Origin of the sequence: Wohlfahrtiimonas sp. G9077 (assembly GCF_002252155.1) — a bacterium.
Classification (GTDB): Bacteria; Pseudomonadota; Gammaproteobacteria; order Cardiobacteriales; family Wohlfahrtiimonadaceae; genus Wohlfahrtiimonas.
Genome location: NZ_NEFD01000001.1, coordinates 610,106 through 627,153, shown reverse-complemented (window position 1 = coordinate 627,153; position 17,048 = coordinate 610,106). Strand labels below are relative to the sequence as shown.

Genomic DNA, 17,048 nt, shown 5'->3' with positions numbered 1-17,048 from the left:
TAAAGAAAGCCTGCACATTGTTGCAGGCTTTTTGCTATGAGGAGAATTAACATGTACGAAGAAGAATTTGAATACGATGGCCCAAGCAAAAGCCAATTGAAAAGAGAAGCGGAAGCTAAGCAGGATTTTGGTGAATCTTTGATGGCGCTCTCTGAAAGTGATTTAGATCTTTTAGATTTACCGGGCACTTTAGTGGATGCTGTTTTGCTTGCGAAAACCATTCGTCATGGCGGCGGCTTAAAGCGTCAAAAGCAATTGATTGGTAAACTCATGCGTCAATTAGATGATGAGGATTATGAATTGGTGGTGCGCCGTTTAGATGCCATGCAAGCGGGCAGTGAACGTCAAAAGGGCATCGAAAAATGGGTGGAGAATAAAGTTGAGCGATTGTTGAATAATGATCCTGCGGTGCACGATGAGATTATTGAGCAATTAGGCGAGATTGATTTCCAACACATGCGCCAATTGGTGAGAAATTCCTTATCCGAGATCAAGAAAGGTGGGAAATCTCGTAGCCGAACATTATTATTTCGCTATTTACGTGATAAATTTGCTCAAAACCCGTAGTGAAAGTTTTATTTAACGATATAATAACGCATTACACATGTTTTTCTGCAAATGGGATAATGGAATATAAAAATGGCGGATAATTTTAAGATTATGGTGGTTGATGATAGCAGCACTGTGCGTAAAACGGCAGAGTTGATTTTGAGCAAAGAGGGCTTTGAAGTCATTTCTGAGGTCGATGGTTTCAGTGCCTTATCGGGATTAGAGGCAGCACGCCCAGATTTAATTTTCATGGATGTAATGATGCCCAATCTCGATGGTTATGATACTTGCCAAATCATTAAAGGTTCGCCTTCTGAAATCTCTAAAACCCCTGTCATCATGCTCACCAGTAAAGATGGTGCATTTGACAAGGCGCGTGGGCAATTAGCGGGCTGTGATGCGTTCATTACAAAACCCTTTACCCGTGATGATTTGATTAAAGTGATAGAAAAATATAAATAATTAAGGATCATGACTGTGAGTGAAGTGATGGCGGATGTGAGCACGGCAAAGACGATCACCACCACACCATATGAGAAACAGCGCAAGCAATTGACCATTGCATTTTTCATTTGCGGTCTCTTTTTGGTGGGTTTAATTGTATTTGCATTCATGCGATTACCAAAATATGAAAGCAATCAGGATGTTGCGCATTTATCCACCGTGTATGATGCCATACGGGACATTGATCATTACATCGACATTCAAGCCCAAGGTGGGCACATTGAAGAAGCATTTTTAAAAGATCGCATGCAAACCATCTCAGAGAATTTGCAAAAAGTTCAAGGGATTGATGCCAATAATGTGTTGAAAATTTGGCAAAATTTTCAGCAGCAATTGGCCGAGCAAAACGATGCGTTAAATGTTGTCAATAATGCCATTCGCTTAAAACAGCGCGCCGATGCGGCCAGTCAATCGCTGTATCAGGATTTAAGTGGCGTATCGAGTCAATTGTCGGATGCGCGCTCAGTGAGTTTAGAAACCATTCGTTACATCGATCAGTTGGCCAATGCCGTTGTGCGTTTACATGCGAATTTAACCCGCGTCATCAACAGTCAAGCAAAAGTGGACATTCAAACCATCTCTGAATTGACCGAGAGTTTATCTGTGGTGCAAAAGGGTTTAAATGTTTTGATGATGGGTTCGCCTCAAGAAGGGGTGCAAAGCATTCGTGGTTCACTAGAAGAGGAGAGCATTTTAGAGGCGCAGTTTGTGTTCAATCAATTGGCGCGCGATGTCTCAAGTCTCATTAAAGATGCACGAGGTTTGGTGCTGCTCAATCAAATGCGCACTAAGTTACAAGATGAAAAGGACACCATTCAGCGCCTATTGCAAACCACCATCGATACCGCCTATGAAGGGCAGCAAGCCTACATTCAATCGATGAACCAATACGTGCGTTTGTTGTCTATGATTGCAGCCGGCGGCATCGTGCTCTTTTTCTTAATCTTTGCCGTTTTATTCTTGCGTTTAAACCGCGCGCGTTTATCCATTTTATTTGAAAAAGATGTCAAAGATCAGCGCATTGTGCAGGTGATGGCCGTTGTGGATCACTTTGTATTGCTGCGTGAGCGCTTAATGACGCAATTGGATTTAGTCTCATCGTTGAACAATGAAAGTGATCGCATTTTGGCAAAAGGGCGCGAGGTACGTGAATCATCTCAAAGCATCAGCACTGTCATTAAAGAGATGCAAAACACATATGATTACCTCGAACAAGCCTTGTCGCACGATTTATCCTTATTGAAAAAGGGCGGGGATGATAATCTAGACACCTTGCGTTCGACCTTAAAAAAACAGCTCGCCTATTTTACAGAGCGTAAAGATAACATTGCGGATGTTAAACAGACCGCATGGATGATAGAAGCGTTCTTCTCAAGCGTTGTGAGCAATACCAATGATTCTGTGGTGGCGTATCGCGAAGTGGAACAAGAATTGATGTTGATCATATCTGAGATTGATCAGTTAAATAGAGGATTGAAGGAAGAGGCATGACACAGACCATTGAACTAACTGATGCAGACGTTGTGGATGAATTAAAAGTTGCCGCTGAGTTATTGCGTGACACCCTTGAGACATTATTAGAAGATTCTGAGGATGAAGCGGAAGAAAAAGCCACGATTGCCAGTGCATTAGAAGAGATCGCCGGGATATTTACCGTATTGTCTTGGGATCATGCCGCGCAATACACCACGCAAGCGGGTAAACATGTGGCGGCATTGTCTGCCTTTGGGGAAGGGGATGCAGAAGATTTTGTGCTCCGTTACTGTTTGTTGTTAGAACAGAGCATTGATATTTTCACAGACCTTGGGCGCATGCAGGAAAGTGATGTGGTGGAAGGCTTTGATGCGGGTGCAGAGGTCAATGAAGAGCTCAATTTAACCCTCATTAAAATGCTGCGCACCTTGTATCAAAAGCAATTATTGCAGCTCATTCGCACGGGTGCAATCGAAGGCCCTTTGAATGCTTTAAATGCGTTGAGTCGTGACATTTCTGCCTCATTGCCTAAAGTCAATGGCCGTGATTGGTCGCTTCTGTCTTTTTATTTACAAGCACTGTTGAATCACGAGCGCCCGTTGAGTGTAGAAACGCACCGTTTATTGGCGCAATTAGATGGACGCTTAGCGCAATTGCTCGATCATCAAGCCATCACGCCAGATGTGAGTGAGGCGTTATTGTCCACAGTGCGCACGTTAGCCAATGGTGATCATTTCATTGAAAAGAGCATTTTAGTGCAAAATGTCTACAGCATTTCACCGGCGGTTTATAAGCGTTTTGGGCAAGCCTTGAAAGATGATTTGATCAAAATTCATGAGCAATTAGAGCGTGTTTATTTAGATCAAGCGCAGCGCATTCGCTTAGAAGAATTCATGCCATTTTTGCATAAACTCATTAAAGTACTGGATTTTATGGGCTTAAAACGCCTATCTGTATTAACGACAGATTTGGTCAATGCCATGGAGCGCCTCATCGCTGAACCGATGGAAAGCAATGAGTTTAACGAGCTTGTGAGCCAATATTGGGTGCTTGAAAGCTATTTAGCAGACCTTTGGGGCACACGTGAGCAACCGGTGCCTTTGTCCTACAATGAGACGCAAAATTGGGCATACATCAATGCAAAACATCGAGCCTTGAAGTTATTTGTGGCACAATATGGTCAATTGCGTGATGCGATTGCGAAAAGTAAAGATGCCGCGAAATTGGCAGAGTTACAAAAAGTGCTTTATGATTTGGTCAAAGCCGAAGGGATGCTTTCGATTGTGCACAGTTTAACGCGTTATTTTAACGATGATTTTATGCTCCGTCAGTTGTCGCAAGAGGCGCTCGGTGAAGTGGCACTTGCGGTTGAATACATCAGCAACATGCATTTAGAGAATCGTGAAGTCTCTGCACAAGTGATTGAAGGGGCAAAAGGCCATTTGCAGCGTCATCAAGCATTGACGCGTGCTTTGAACCAATATTCTGATGTGGATGTTGAGATGATCATGGCATGCAAAGAGGATTTTGATGCTTTGGTGTCAGAGTTCAGTGAGGCCATTGATGTGATGCCGATGGATGCGCGCAATTATGAAGCCCTCATTCGCATTGCACATACTTTACGTGGCAATGCAGCCTTGATGAAGCTGACAGAGGCTGAACATGCTGCCGCTGCTTTAGAGCGAGCGATGACGCGCAGCAGTGCGAATGATGCGGCCGCCATCTGTGAATATCGCTTACAGTTTTTACACATTATTGAGTTGTTCAATCAATTTTTACAGCCATATCAATAGGAGTTGCCATGCCTGAGATGATCAAGTTACAAGATGTGTCCCTCTCCTTTGGGAAACGTGTCATTTTTGATGGCATGACGCTTTCGATCCCGAAAGGAAAGATCACAGCCGTGATGGGTCCATCAGGCACGGGGAAAACCACGCTGCTTAAATTGATGACCAAACAAGTGGTGCCACAATCGGGCACCATTATGGCGATGGGCAAAGATTTGTCCACCTTATCCCGCACTGAGCTCTATGCGATGCGTAAACAGATGGGATTACTGTTCCAAAGTGGCGCGCTGTTTACAGACATGACGGTGTATGACAATGTTGCCTTTGCCTTAAGAGAGCACACAAAACTCTCTGAAGAACTGATTAACACATTGGTGTTATTAAAGTTAGAAGCGGTGGGGCTTCGCGCATTGAAGGATGCAAAGCCCTCATCATTATCCGGTGGGCAAGCGCGTCGCGTGGCTTTAGCCCGTGCGATTGCGTTAGATCCACAATTGTTACTTTATGATGAGCCTTTTACTGGGCAAGATCCCATTTCGATGGGGGTTTTGATGCGTTTGATCAAAGATCTCAATGACGCCTTGGATTTAACGAGCATCATTGTTTCCCATGATGTCGATGAAGTGCTCAGCATTGCCGATTATGTCTACATCATCAGTGGTGGGCATGTGATTGCGCACGGCACAGCCGATGAAATTCGCTCTGATGAGAATGTGCAGGTGCGTCAATTCATCGATGGTTTAGCCGATGGCCCAATGCCATTTAATCTGCCCACTGTACCGTTGAAGGATGAGTTATTGTCATGAAATTGATTGAAACGATCGGGCAAAAGACCATTGATTGCGTCAATGCCCTTGGGGAAAGCGTGGTGTTTTTCTTTGCCGTGATGCGCCACAGCGGTTATCTATTCCAAAAACCAGGATTATTTGCACGCCAAGTGTATCAATTGGGCATTTTATCATTGCCCATCATTTTATTGAGTGGCATGTTCATTGGCATGGTGCTTGCGTTTCAAGGCTATGTCAATTTAGTGCGCTTTGGGGCAGAGGCATCTGTGGGCACTGTCACAGCATTGGCGCTCTTTCGTGAGTTGGCCTCTGTATTTACGGCATTGCTTTATACGGGGCGCGCGTGTTCATCACTCACTGCCGAAATTGGTTTGATGCGTGCCACAGAGCAGTGGTCAAGCTACGAGATGATGGCGGTGGACCCTTATCGCTATATTTTGTTGCCGCGCCTCATGGCAGGCATCATTGTGGTGCCGATTTTAACGATTTTCTTTTCAGATGTGGGCATTTTAGGCAGTTACTACATTGCCGTTGAGGTCTTAGGGCTCGATGGTGGTGGTTACTGGTCACAAATGCAGTCATCTGTCATCTTTTATGATGATATTTTCAACGGTGTCATCATTAAAAGTGTTGTGTTTGGCTTAATTTGTAACTTAGTGGCACTGCGTGAAGGTTTGCGCGGACATGCCACGTCAAGTGGTGTGGCCAACTCAACAACGGCGACGGTGGTCAAAGCATCATTGCTCGTATTGGCGGCAGACTTTATTTTGACAGCACTTTTGTTCAGATGATGTTGATGCCGTGGTTTGACGTTCGTTATTCACTATTCTAATCAATAAGGTAACTCATGAAGATGATCAAAAGCATGTGGGCATCCGCCTTTTTGCTGATGGCGCTTCTCTGTTCGCTCGCCGCTGCGAATGTGGACAAAGATGATGCCGCAACAGAAGATATTTTCTTGTATAAAGCCATTCCGGGCGACAGCCTATGGAACATTGCCCAGCGCCATCTGCACAGCATTAAACTCTGGACAGAACTTAAAAAAATCAACCATTTAACCAATGATGACTACATTGAACCGGGAACGCTCATTAAAGTGCCGCGCGCTTGGCTGAAAACGAATCAATCAACAGCCACGCTCGTCAATGCCATTGGCAGCGTCACCATCATCAATGACAATGAGCAAACATTGCAATATGGGCAAGATTTTACAGATAAAGACAGCCTCATTTTAACCACTGGCGATAAGATCATCACGGGTGATGATGGATTGGCTACGATATTATTTAAAGATGGTTCGCGTCTATTGCTGCAAAGCAACAGTGAATTGGTGTTGAAAGATTTGATCGCGTTAGGCGATGGTTCGTTGAGTGACATTAAATTAGAGCTTGAAAAAGGGCGCTTAGAGAATCGCGTCTATTCCAGCCCCATTTCTAACACCAACTATGAAGTGAAAACAGCCTCTGCCATGACCTCTGTACGCGGTACAGTCTTTCGCATGGGATTGGAAAAAGATGACAACAGCGTAACGGAAGTGGTGACGGGTAAAGTTGTGGCAAAAAGTGCCGAAGAGGCAGCACAAGGCGCTGAATTGACTGCAGGTGAAGCCATCATCATTACCAAAACGGGCGATGCCAAGAAAGTTGCGATGTTGCCGCCGCCTGAGTTTAAATCATTCCCACAATTGATTGAAGCTGTGCCGATTCGCATTGATGTACCAAAGGCTGACAATGTCATGGGTTATGCCACAAAAGTGGTACCCGTTGGGGAAGATGAGCAAGATGCTGTATCAAGCTTGCGCTCACAAGGTGATGTGCTGTTAGGCGGTGATCTGCCCGATGGCCGTTATCGCATGATCGTCAGTGCCATTGATGACAATGGTGTCACAGGGCAGCCGGCCACTTATGAATTCATTTTAAATGCGCGTCCATTTGCCCCAAATCTCACAACGCCCGATAATCATGCCAAAGCGTTATTGAAAGATTTAACCTTTGTATGGCAAAAAGTGAACGATGAAGTAAAAACATATTATCTACAAGTGGCGCGTGATGCGGATTTCCGTGAAGTCATCATTGATGCAGACAATTTGAGTGTGCCTGAATATCAGCCTAAGGATTTATTATCAGGCGTTTATTATTGGCGAGTGGCATCGATTGCGGACAATGGCAAACGTGGTCCATTTTCAAGTGTGATGGATACGCGCGTGTTGCTTGAAGATCCGAATTTAGATCGTGCCCATGTGAAAACAGCGAATGTGATGCTTGAATGGGCGCCATTAGAGCAGGGCACACAATATTTGATTCAAGTGTCCAATGATCCAAGCTTTAAGCAAGTGTTGCTTGAGCACTCATTGCCAGAAACGGAGCTATTTATTGAGGATCTTGTGCCGGGCACTTATTATTTTCGCATTCAATCCACAGCATTTGATGGTTATGTGAGTGAATGGGGCTTGCCGCAATCTTTTGAGGTGTTAAATATCCCTAGCATCTCTGCAAAGCTGACGCCATAAATGATGGATAAGAAAAAACCCTGATGAATCAGGGTTTTTTTATGGAGATTATTCAGTCACCACAGGGATTTTACCGATTTTTGCTTGCCATTTAAGGGGCTCAGTTTTATGTACGGATTGACCTTTGCTATCTACTGCAACTGTTACAGGCATATTTTCCACAGTGAATTCATAAATGGCTTCCATGCCCAAATCTTCAAAGGCTAAGACTTTAGAGGCTTTGATGGCTTTAGACACAAGATAAGCCGCGCCGCCCACTGCCATTAAGTAAGCAGCATTGTTATCTTTGATGGCATCAATGGCGATTTGACCGCGTTCAGCTTTACCAATCATGCCAATTAAGCCCGTTTGCTCTAGGATTTGGCGGGTGAATTTATCCATGCGCGTTGCTGTTGTTGGGCCCGCAGGTCCCACCACTTCATCATGAATCGGATCCACAGGACCCACGTAATAGATCAAACGATTGGTGAAATCAACCGGTAAGGGTTCGCCTTTGTTGAGCATTTCCACCAAGCGCTTATGGGCAGCATCGCGACCCGTTAAGATTTTACCGGTGAGCAATAAAGTTTCGCCCGGTTGCCATGTGGCCATCTCTTCTTTGGTCAAAGTGTCTAAGTTCACTTGACGACCGCCGCTGCCTGTATTGGTGATTTCTGGCCAAATGTCTAAGTTGGGTGGTGTCAATACCGCAGGACCTGTACCATCTAATGTAAAGTGTGCATGACGAGTGGCCGCGCAGTTTGGAATGATGGCAACGGGTAAATTGGCTGCATGGGTGGGGCATTCCATGATTTTAACGTCTAACACAGTGGTTAAACCGCCTAAACCTTGCGCGCCGATGCCAAGGGCGTTGACTTTGTCATAGAGCTCTAAACGAATCTCTTCAGAGCGATTTTGTGGGCCTCTGGCCATCAACTCTTGAATGTCGATCGGCTGCATGAGGGATTTTTTGGCCATGAGCATCGCTTCTTCAGCCGTACCGCCCACGCCAATCCCTAAAATGCCTGGAGGACACCAGCCTGCGCCCATTTCTGGTACTTTTTGTAACACCCAATCCACCACGGAATCTGAAGGATTGAGCATCGCAAATTTAGTTTTGGCTTCACTGCCGCCACCTTTTGCGGCCACATGAATGTCTAATCGATCACCGGGGACGATGTCATAATGGATCACCGCAGGTGTATTGTCTTTGGTGTTGATGCGTTTGCCCATCGGGTCAGCAAGGACGGAGGCGCGCAAAATATTGTCAGGATCCGTATAGGCTTTCGCTACGCCTTCATTGATGGCTTGCGTGACATCAAAGCCATCTTCAAAACGTACGTTGGTGCCGATTTCTACAAATACAGTCACGATGCCGGTATCTTGGCAGATCGGGCGGCGACCTTCCGCACACATGCGTGAATTGATGAGGATTTGCGCCATCGCATCTTTAGCCGCTTGAGATTCTTCGCGCTCATAGGCAGCCGTTAAATTTTTAATGTAATCTTCAGGGTGATAATAAGAGATGAACTGCAAGCTATCATGAATAGATTGCACGAGATCATCACGTTTAATAATAGTCACGTTACGCTCCTTTGTGAATGATTTTGGTGGTGGACAAGCCGCAAAAATCATACCACAAAAGCGCAACATTTATCACTGCTTAAGCATGGAAAGGGCTGCGATTGAGGGTTTTAAAAGGTAAAACTTGCCAGCCTTCTGTATTTGCTAAATCCATCAATTGAGCTTGTTGTGATTCTGTGGGCACATCGATGTAAATGCAAGCACCGGTGCCTGTAATTTTCGGTATCAACCCAAGGTTCGTCAATTGTGTGAGATAACGCCCCATCTCAGGGTAAAGTGCAATGATGGCAGATGTACAATCATTAAGATACGGTTGATCTGGTGATTGTGGCAGCAATGGATGATTGCGCGTTAAATGCTCTGACTGAAACACTTTTTGTGTGCTGATGGCAATCGGCGGCACAATGAGCCATTGCTCACTTTCCTCGGGCAGCATCGGAATGAATTGATCACCAATGCCTTCTGCCCAGGCACTTTGCCCATAAATGAAAATGGGTACATCCGCGCCAAGTGTGCGCCCTAAGGCTTGCAATGTTTCAGAAGAGTAATGCAAGCCATACAGTTCATTGATCGCCATCAACGCCGTTGCGGCATTTGAGCTGCCACCGCCTAAGCCTGCACCCATCGGAATGTGTTTGTCTAAAGTAATGGTCACGCCTGTGGTGCGCCCACTTTTCGCTTGTAATAAGCGAATGGCTTTAACGATCAGATCATTGCCTTCATGAATGAATTCATTGTGATAATCCGCCACAATCTGATCATCCGTCCGCAGTTCAAAGCCTAAAGTATCGGTCAAAGAGATGAACTGAAAGATTGTTTGTAGGTAATGATAGCCATTGTCCTCTTGGCGGACGATGCGCAAAAAGCGATTGATCTTCGCGGGGGCAGGGTAATAATGCATCATCAGTACAACCAATGCTCCACTAAGAGGCGTAAACGCACATTGTCACGGGTGAGCTCGATGGTTTTTGGAATGTCACGTTGCTTATAATGACCCCATTTTTTATATTCCACATGCCAGCCATCTTCATCAAAGGATTCAATGCGGTTTTGTGCATCGCGTTTAACGAGAGTAGAAGCCGCACCGGGTTCGCCCACGATCCAACTGGTCATCCCAGAAATTGGCCAATCAAAGCCTGTGATCTCACTAAAGAGCACATCTGGAGATTCGCTTTTATAGGTTTGATCATCGGTTTTAAGGGTGCTTTCGGTGGGCGTCACCACTAAATCAATGCGACCACTGCCAAGCGGACCTTGGATGATCACTTTTAAATTTTCAGGGGAAACTTGCTGCCAATTAAAGCTTGCTTGACCACTGTTGTTTGGCGCTTTTAAAGCCGCTCGACCAATGGCAGTATAGCTTTCAAGGGGTTGATTCGGGTCAGGAATGTGCGTGGCACAGCCTGTCATGATGAGCATTGCAGCCGCGGCAAGCCCTAAACGTTTGATGGACATAGTGGAGTTCTCAAGTTAAAAATTGTGAAAACTGTAACAAGGATTGCCTAAATTGTAAACGGACAATGAAAAACACCCGCACTGAATGCGGGTGTAGAGGGTGTAACTTTAGTGGTTATTCAACATTGTGTTGGCGATCAATGAAGGCTTGTGGGTATTTTCTAAAGCCTTTGGTGACGAATGCCAAATAAATGATACCAATGCTGCCCCAAACCAAACCAATTTGTAATGCCATGGCCTCTAAGTTGTACCATAAATAACCGATACAAAGCATACCAAGGAACGGTAAGAACAAATAATGGAAAGTGTTGCGGAATCCTGATTTTTGATTGTCTCTGAAGTAGTATTGCGCGATTACACAAACGTTCACAATGAAGAATGCCGTCAATGCACCAAAGTTCACTAAGTGAAGGGCAAAGTCTAAATCAAAGAAACCTGCGCTCAACGATACAATCCCAACGATTAAAATATTAATGGAAGGTGTTTTGTATTTAGGATTGATATAACCGAAGGTTTTTTTCGGGAATACGCCATCGCGACCCATCACATACATCATGCGAGATACGCCCGTATGTGCCGCTAAACCTGAGGCAAATACTGCAAAAATCGCTAACCACAATCCGATGGATTGGAAGAATGTTGCGGCTAAGAACTTACCTAAAGAGCGTTCTGCGGCATACAACAAGACTTCTGGCTGGCTCTCTTCAGGGTTGACGAATGTATAACCTTCAAAGAAAAGCTGCATAAAGTAAGTGATGAAAATGAAGATGATCCCGCCAATTAAAGTGGTTAAGAAGATCGCTTTCGGTACAGCTTTAGCGGCATCTTTGGCCTCTTCAGACAAGGAACTTAAACCATCAAATCCTAAGAAGGAGAAACACAAGATTGCAGAACCGGCCGCCACTGCACTGATGGACATCTCAGGGCTGATGAATGGTTTTGCGCTCACGAGTGTCGCTGCGCCCACTTGATCAAAGTATAAACCTTTCACCACGAGCACAAGGAAAATCAACATCAATAACAATTGGAAGAATACAATGATGCTGTTAAAGCTTGCGACCATTTCAATACCACGGTAATTGATATAGGTCATCATCGCTGCTAACGGCACAACGTACCACCAAATGCTGATTTCGGCACTAAATTGCGTTTTTAAATAGATGGTTGCAAGGAGGATGTTGATCATCGGATTGAATAGGTAATCCAATAATGTACACCAACCGATCACAAAACCCACATTAGGATTAATGGATTTTTGTGCGTAAGTATAAGCAGAACCTGCCGATGGAAAGCGTCGAACCATTTTCCCATAGCTCAAAGCTGTGAACATCATCGCAACGAGGGTCACAATATAAGCTGTTGGAACATGTCCGCCCGTACCATCACTCACAATGCCGAAGGTATCGAACACCGTCATAGGCTGCATATAAGCTAAACCGATCATTACAAGTTGCCAGAGGACTAAAGTTTTCTGCAAGCTTGCTGAACCGTTATTGGTAACGTTAGGAGATAACGTTTGGTTGTTTGTTAACATAAGTTTATTTCCCCCAGCCGTTTAATGGCATGTTGAAAGAGAGATAAATATGCGCGTTAATTCAAAAGAATTATTGCCCCCTTGTGATCGAGCAAAATACCCAATATTAAATTTTGCTCTAAAAAAAATTCCTCATAAGGATATGAGGAATCAGGGGATTTTACATTATTTTTTGCGTTTGGCTACATTTTTTTGCCCAAAAGTGCTGCTTTTTTTCTAAGGCTATCATTTATAAGACATTATCTGACAAATTAGCATCCGCCATTGTTGCAAGAGAGTCCCCACACTCAATAAACGGGGATGATGGCAACAATAAGAAAATTAAGTGTGCATTTGCGGTGCGATTAAATGGGTGATCTTGTGGATCACCAAACGCATAAAAATGATCATCACTCATGGCAAGGGTATTGAGGGTTTCTATTTTTTGCTCATCGAGCACATCAGTGGTTGAGAACCTGTTAAGAATAGAGAAATGAGTATAAAAAAAGGCCCGAAGGCCCTTTGTGTCAGATCACCTTATGCCGGTTGATCATCTAAGATTTTTTGGCTGAGTTTACGTGCCTTACGACGCATCAATGCTTTATTCCAACGCACTTTTTGCTCTTCGCTTTCAATGCAAAGGGGTGGCACTTTGGTGGATTTACCATCTTTGACGGCAACCATTGTAAAGTAACAGCTGTTGGTGTGACGTTTTTGACGGGTGGTGATGTTTTCTGCTTCAACACGCACGCCAATTTCCATCGATGAGTTACCCACATAGTTGACGGAGGCTTTAAAGGTCACCAATTCTTGTACATGAATGGGTTCTTTAAACAGCACATAGTCCACAGATAAGGTCACCACATATTGCCCAGCATAACGACTGGCACAGCTATAAGCCACTTGGTCTAACAGTTTTAATAAATCACCACCGTGGACATTGCCAGAGAAGTTGGCCATGTCTGGGGTCATCAATACTGTCATTTCGAGTTCACGCTCTGGCGCAAGTACAGTTGTTGTTTCGTCGCTCATTTCAATCTCTTTATCAGTTTGTAAAATACTCAATGTAAGTCAATCGCCCTGCGATGATAAACACGAGGGTGATGAAAAGTGGTTTAATGAATTTTTCGCCATAACGAATGGCGCTGCGGGCACCAATGTAGCTGCCTAACATAAATCCAACCACCATAAATGCACCCATGAACCATGCCACTTTTCCTGCCACGGCAAAGATCACAAGTGCGGCGATGTTACTCATGCTATTCATTAAGCGAGCAACACCGGATGCCACTAAAAAATCTTGGTTAAAAATACGATTATACAATACCGTCCAAAACGATCCTGTGCCTGGGCCAATGAAACCATCATAAAAGCCAAGCCCAAGCCCTGAGGCAATTTGCTTAGGTTGAGAAACAATGCCATCTTCCGATTGTGCCTGTTTTCTTGATTTAGGGATCAGCATGTAAATGCCCACCGCAATCAATAATGGTGGAATCATCTTTTTGATGAAGCTTGGGTCTAAACTTAGCAGCAATAAAGCGCCTGTAAAACTCCCAATTAAAGTCATCAATGCGCACCAAATCCACTCTTTAGGGCGGATCACTTTGCGCTTAATGTATTCCCAAGCGGCCAAGGATGTGCCAAAGACGCCCATGTATTTACCCATTGAGAGCGCCACATGAGGCGGCGCACCAATGCTGAGCATTAAGGGTGCGGTGATTAAGCCGCCGCCCCCTGCAATGGAATCCACAAAACCTGCCAAAATGGCTGCGGCAAATAAAATCACAAACAGCCACAGGCTCGGATCGTAATAGTTCATGGTTACTCCAATGTGGAGCAGTATTGATCCATGCTCGGTCTTGCAAAAGTTTTTGGCTCTTTATCCGCATAGCCATACCACAGCATGCCAACGATCTCTTCTTTGTCGGCATCCACGCCACAAATCTCATACCATTTTTCGGTTTCAAAGAGGGAGGCTGTGGACCATTTTGAGCCAATGCCACGCTCATCAAGAGCCAGCATTAAAATGTACATGGCAATTGAAATGGTGGCGTAATCTTCTTTCGTGACTTTTGGTTCCGCACCACGTTTTTGCGTCACCAATAACCAACCGGGAATGTTTGACCATTTTTGGATCTTTTGATCCGCCGTTTCTTTAGATTTCACCGCAAAGGAATCATAGGCATATTGCAACAGTGCGCTGCGCACATCGCCTTTGACTTTATAAAAATGGTACGGGAACGTCAGATGATGATTCGGTGCATGCACCACTAAGCGTAGTGCTTCATCAATGATGGATTCATCCACTGCCACAGGTTTGTAGTGATGAATGGTGCGACGTTTTGTGACAATCTCTTGAATGCTCATAGTGATCTGCTCAATTGTTCCGCAAGGTTTTTAGAGAGTGAATCAGACAAATGGCTGTTCACTAGCGAATGCACATCATTCTTATCTGCTTTGGGTAAAAAATCAAGTTGTGAGAATGGCGTGGCTAAACGGGCGGCCACTTGTGGATTGATTTTGTCGATCATCACAATGTTCTCAAGCAACCACGGATAGAATACGCTAGGTTGCTGATAGAGCGCCACTTTATTTTGTCCAAAGGCCGAAAAGAGTGAGCGTACACGGTTGGGATTGTGCATGTTAAAGGCAGGATGCGCGCGCAATAAATTGAGCTGATCTAACGTAATGTACGGGTTGCTGGCTTGTAAAGTGAACCATTTATCCACCACGGATGGATAATCCTTAAATTGCTCTAAAAAGAGATTGAGCAAAGTCTCGCGCGTGCTGTGATTGTTGAGCACCGCCGCACGAAGAGCAGCCATGCGATCGGTCATGTTACTGGCCGCTTCATATTGACGCGTGATGGTCAATTCATGCTGAGGTAATTTCGCTAAATAGGCCAATACACAGTTTTTAAGATCACGGGCCGCAGCATTGCCAATGCTCATGTTCTCATAAATGGCGAGCCACTCTTTTTCATAGCGTTTTGCGGCATGAGTCATCACTGCTTCAAGATCTGTCCAAATTTTATGCAGATTTTTTTCACGGCTCGTGCGTTGAATGAATTCAGCATGCGGCGGCGTTAAGAATAGGGCATAGAAATTGGGCGCAGTTTGACACAAGGTCAAGAGATACGCTAAAGGATCACTGAAGCGTTGTTGCTTTTCTTCCAACGTTAAATCAGGGTTGCCAATGATGTTTGCAATGTAGCGCTGCGCTGCTTCCCAGCGGGCAAAGTCATCGGTGTCATAATAGGCAATCGTCAATAATTCATCGGTGCTGTAATCATAATTTAACAGCACAGGCGCTGAAAAATCACGCAGTAAAGAGACCGCGGCTGTTTGATCTTCGCATGGAATGAAGCATTCATCTTCCCAAGCATTTAAGATGAAGAGATCTTCATGCAACATATCACCCTCTTTGCTGATGAGGGCAAAGTTAATGGGAATGAGCTGTGGTTTAAGATTCTCACCTTCTGCGCTTAAATACTGCTTAAAGTGTAATGTGATGCCATGATCATTCACAGTTTTGGTCACATGCAGCTGTGGTGTGCCGGCTTGGCTGTACCAATGCTCTAAACCTGAAAGATCTTCGTTGTTTGCCTCTGCCATTGACTGCAAAAAGTCATCGCACGTTGCTGCTGTGCCATCAAAGCGATCTAAATAGTGGTTAAGCCCACGTTTAAAGCCCTCTTGACCGAGCAAGGTTTGATACAAACGCACCACTTCAGCGCCTTTTTCATAAACCGTTGTGGTGTAAAAGTTACGCATTTCCACATAACTTTCTGGGCGAATGGGATGCTTTAATGGGCCTGCATCTTCAGGAAATTGGTAGTTTCTGAGCATTTTAACATCATCAATGCGCTTTAAGCCACGATGACGCAAATCCGCTGTGAATTCTTGATCACGAAAAACCGTTAAGCCTTCTTTTAAAGAGAGTTGGAACCAATCACGGCAAGTGACGCGGTTACCCGTCCAATTGTGGAAATATTCATGCCCAATGATGGATTCGATGGTTTCAAAATCTGCATCGGTGGCGATTTCTGAATTGGCGAGCACATATTTGGCATTGAAAATATTGAGCCCTTTATTTTCCATCGCGCCGCCATTGAAATCATGGATGGCAACGATGTTGTATTGATCCACATCGCACACTAAATCAAAGCGTTTTTCATCCCATTCCATCGCGCGTTTAAGGGCGCCAAGGGCATAATGACATTGATCCAACTCATTGTGGGCAGCATAAATGCGAAGCTGAACAGGCGTACCATTTGGGCGAATGTGTTGATCTTCAATGAAGCCTAAATCACCGGCCACCAATGCAAAGAGGTAACTGGGTTTTGGAAATGGATCGTGCCAAATGGCTTGGTGTAAACCATTATCCAAAGTTTTCGCTTCAATTAAATTACCATTTGAGAGTAAGACAGGACATTTTTCTTGATCGGCAATGATGGTGACGGTGTATTTTGCCATGATGTCAGGGCGATCAGGGAAGTAGGTGATGTTACGAAAACCTTCAGGCTCGCAATCGGTGCAGAAAATGCCATTGGACAGATATAATCCTTCAAGCGCAGTATTATTGGCAGGTTTTAAGCGGTTTGAAAGAGTGATTGTAAGAACATCATCCGTTAAATCGGTCAGATGAATGTTGTCATCGATGATGGAAAGCTCATGAATATTGCGCGCTGTGCCGTTGATGGAGAGCGCAATCAGCTCAGAGGTCGGCGTGCCATTTAAAATCACCGTACGTCCAGCGGTGGCAGGATTTTTTTGTAAGGTTAAAGTGGCGGTGACCAATGTGTCCACCGGCTTTAATTCAAAGGTAAGGGCAACATCACTGACGGTAAAGTCAGGGGCTTGATAATCTTGGCGCAAGACTTTTTTTAATACAGGCATAATTTTATC

15 protein-coding genes are annotated in these 17,048 nt (G+C 44.6%); 7 read left to right on the top strand and 8 right to left on the bottom strand.

The window, feature by feature from the left end:
* The first annotated feature begins 51 nt into the window (after positions 1–51).
* From yjgA to B9T20_RS02960, 7 genes are all read left to right on the top strand, one after another.
* Positions 52–567, top strand: coding sequence for a ribosome biogenesis factor YjgA (gene yjgA / locus B9T20_RS02990; protein WP_008314122.1), 516 nt, complete (start codon positions 52–54; stop codon positions 565–567).
* A gap of 72 nt (positions 568–639) precedes the next feature.
* The gene (locus B9T20_RS02985; protein WP_094489746.1) at positions 640–1,011 is read left to right on the top strand and encodes a PleD family two-component system response regulator; all 372 of its coding nucleotides are present in this window, start codon (positions 640–642) and stop codon (positions 1,009–1,011) included.
* Between the two features lie 9 nt (positions 1,012–1,020).
* Positions 1,021–2,544 (top strand): hypothetical protein, encoded by a 1,524-nt coding sequence (locus tag B9T20_RS02980; RefSeq protein WP_094489745.1) that lies wholly within the window; start codon positions 1,021–1,023, stop codon positions 2,542–2,544.
* Positions 2,541–4,319, top strand: coding sequence for an Hpt domain-containing protein (locus tag B9T20_RS02975; protein WP_094489744.1), 1,779 nt, complete (start codon positions 2,541–2,543; stop codon positions 4,317–4,319). Before B9T20_RS02980 ends, B9T20_RS02975 begins: the two co-directional genes overlap by 4 nt.
* An 8-nt stretch (positions 4,320–4,327) precedes the next feature.
* The gene (locus tag B9T20_RS02970; protein WP_094489743.1) at positions 4,328–5,119 is read left to right on the top strand and encodes an ABC transporter ATP-binding protein; all 792 of its coding nucleotides are present in this window, start codon (positions 4,328–4,330) and stop codon (positions 5,117–5,119) included.
* On the top strand, positions 5,116–5,892 hold the full coding sequence (gene mlaE, locus B9T20_RS02965) for a lipid asymmetry maintenance ABC transporter permease subunit MlaE (protein WP_008314128.1): 777 nt from the start codon (positions 5,116–5,118) through the stop codon (positions 5,890–5,892). Before B9T20_RS02970 ends, mlaE begins: the two co-directional genes overlap by 4 nt.
* A gap of 56 nt (positions 5,893–5,948) precedes the next feature.
* Complete coding sequence (locus B9T20_RS02960) at positions 5,949–7,610, top strand: FecR domain-containing protein (RefSeq protein WP_094489742.1); 1,662 nt, start codon at positions 5,949–5,951, stop codon at positions 7,608–7,610.
* Positions 7,611–7,658: 48 nt separating this feature from the next.
* On the opposite strand, the gene B9T20_RS02955 is transcribed toward B9T20_RS02960, so the two are convergent.
* The 8 genes from B9T20_RS02955 to pepN form a co-directional block, all read right to left on the bottom strand.
* Positions 7,659–9,173 carry a fumarate hydratase gene (locus B9T20_RS02955; protein WP_039949948.1) on the bottom strand — a complete coding sequence of 505 codons (1,515 nt, stop codon included), beginning with the start codon at positions 9,171–9,173 and terminating at the stop codon, positions 7,659–7,661.
* Positions 9,174–9,252: 79 nt separating this feature from the next.
* Complete coding sequence (gene ispE, locus B9T20_RS02950; protein WP_094489741.1) at positions 9,253–10,077, bottom strand: 4-(cytidine 5'-diphospho)-2-C-methyl-D-erythritol kinase; 825 nt, start codon at positions 10,075–10,077, stop codon at positions 9,253–9,255.
* Positions 10,077–10,628, bottom strand: a complete 552-nt coding sequence (gene lolB / locus B9T20_RS02945) for a lipoprotein insertase outer membrane protein LolB (RefSeq protein ID WP_094489740.1) — start codon at positions 10,626–10,628, stop codon at positions 10,077–10,079. The genes ispE and lolB overlap by 1 nt, the downstream gene beginning before the upstream one ends.
* Before the next feature lie 115 nt (positions 10,629–10,743).
* A complete protein-coding gene (locus B9T20_RS02940) occupies positions 10,744–12,162 on the bottom strand; it encodes an APC family permease (protein WP_008314133.1) in 1,419 nt (472 codons plus the stop codon).
* Positions 12,163–12,678: 516 nt separating this feature from the next.
* Positions 12,679–13,173, bottom strand: coding sequence for an acyl-CoA thioesterase (locus tag B9T20_RS02930; protein ID WP_008314135.1), 495 nt, complete (start codon positions 13,171–13,173; stop codon positions 12,679–12,681).
* A gap of 13 nt (positions 13,174–13,186) precedes the next feature.
* Positions 13,187–13,960, bottom strand: a complete 774-nt coding sequence (locus B9T20_RS02925; protein ID WP_063455710.1) for a TSUP family transporter — start codon at positions 13,958–13,960, stop codon at positions 13,187–13,189.
* Between the two features lie 2 nt (positions 13,961–13,962).
* Positions 13,963–14,508 carry a nitroreductase family protein gene (locus B9T20_RS02920; protein ID WP_008314137.1) on the bottom strand — a complete coding sequence of 182 codons (546 nt, stop codon included), beginning with the start codon at positions 14,506–14,508 and terminating at the stop codon, positions 13,963–13,965.
* Entirely contained in the window at positions 14,505–17,039 is a 2,535-nt protein-coding gene (pepN, locus tag B9T20_RS02915; RefSeq protein WP_094489739.1) for an aminopeptidase N, read from the bottom strand. Before pepN ends, B9T20_RS02920 begins: the two co-directional genes overlap by 4 nt.
* Positions 17,040–17,048 lie beyond the last annotated feature (9 nt).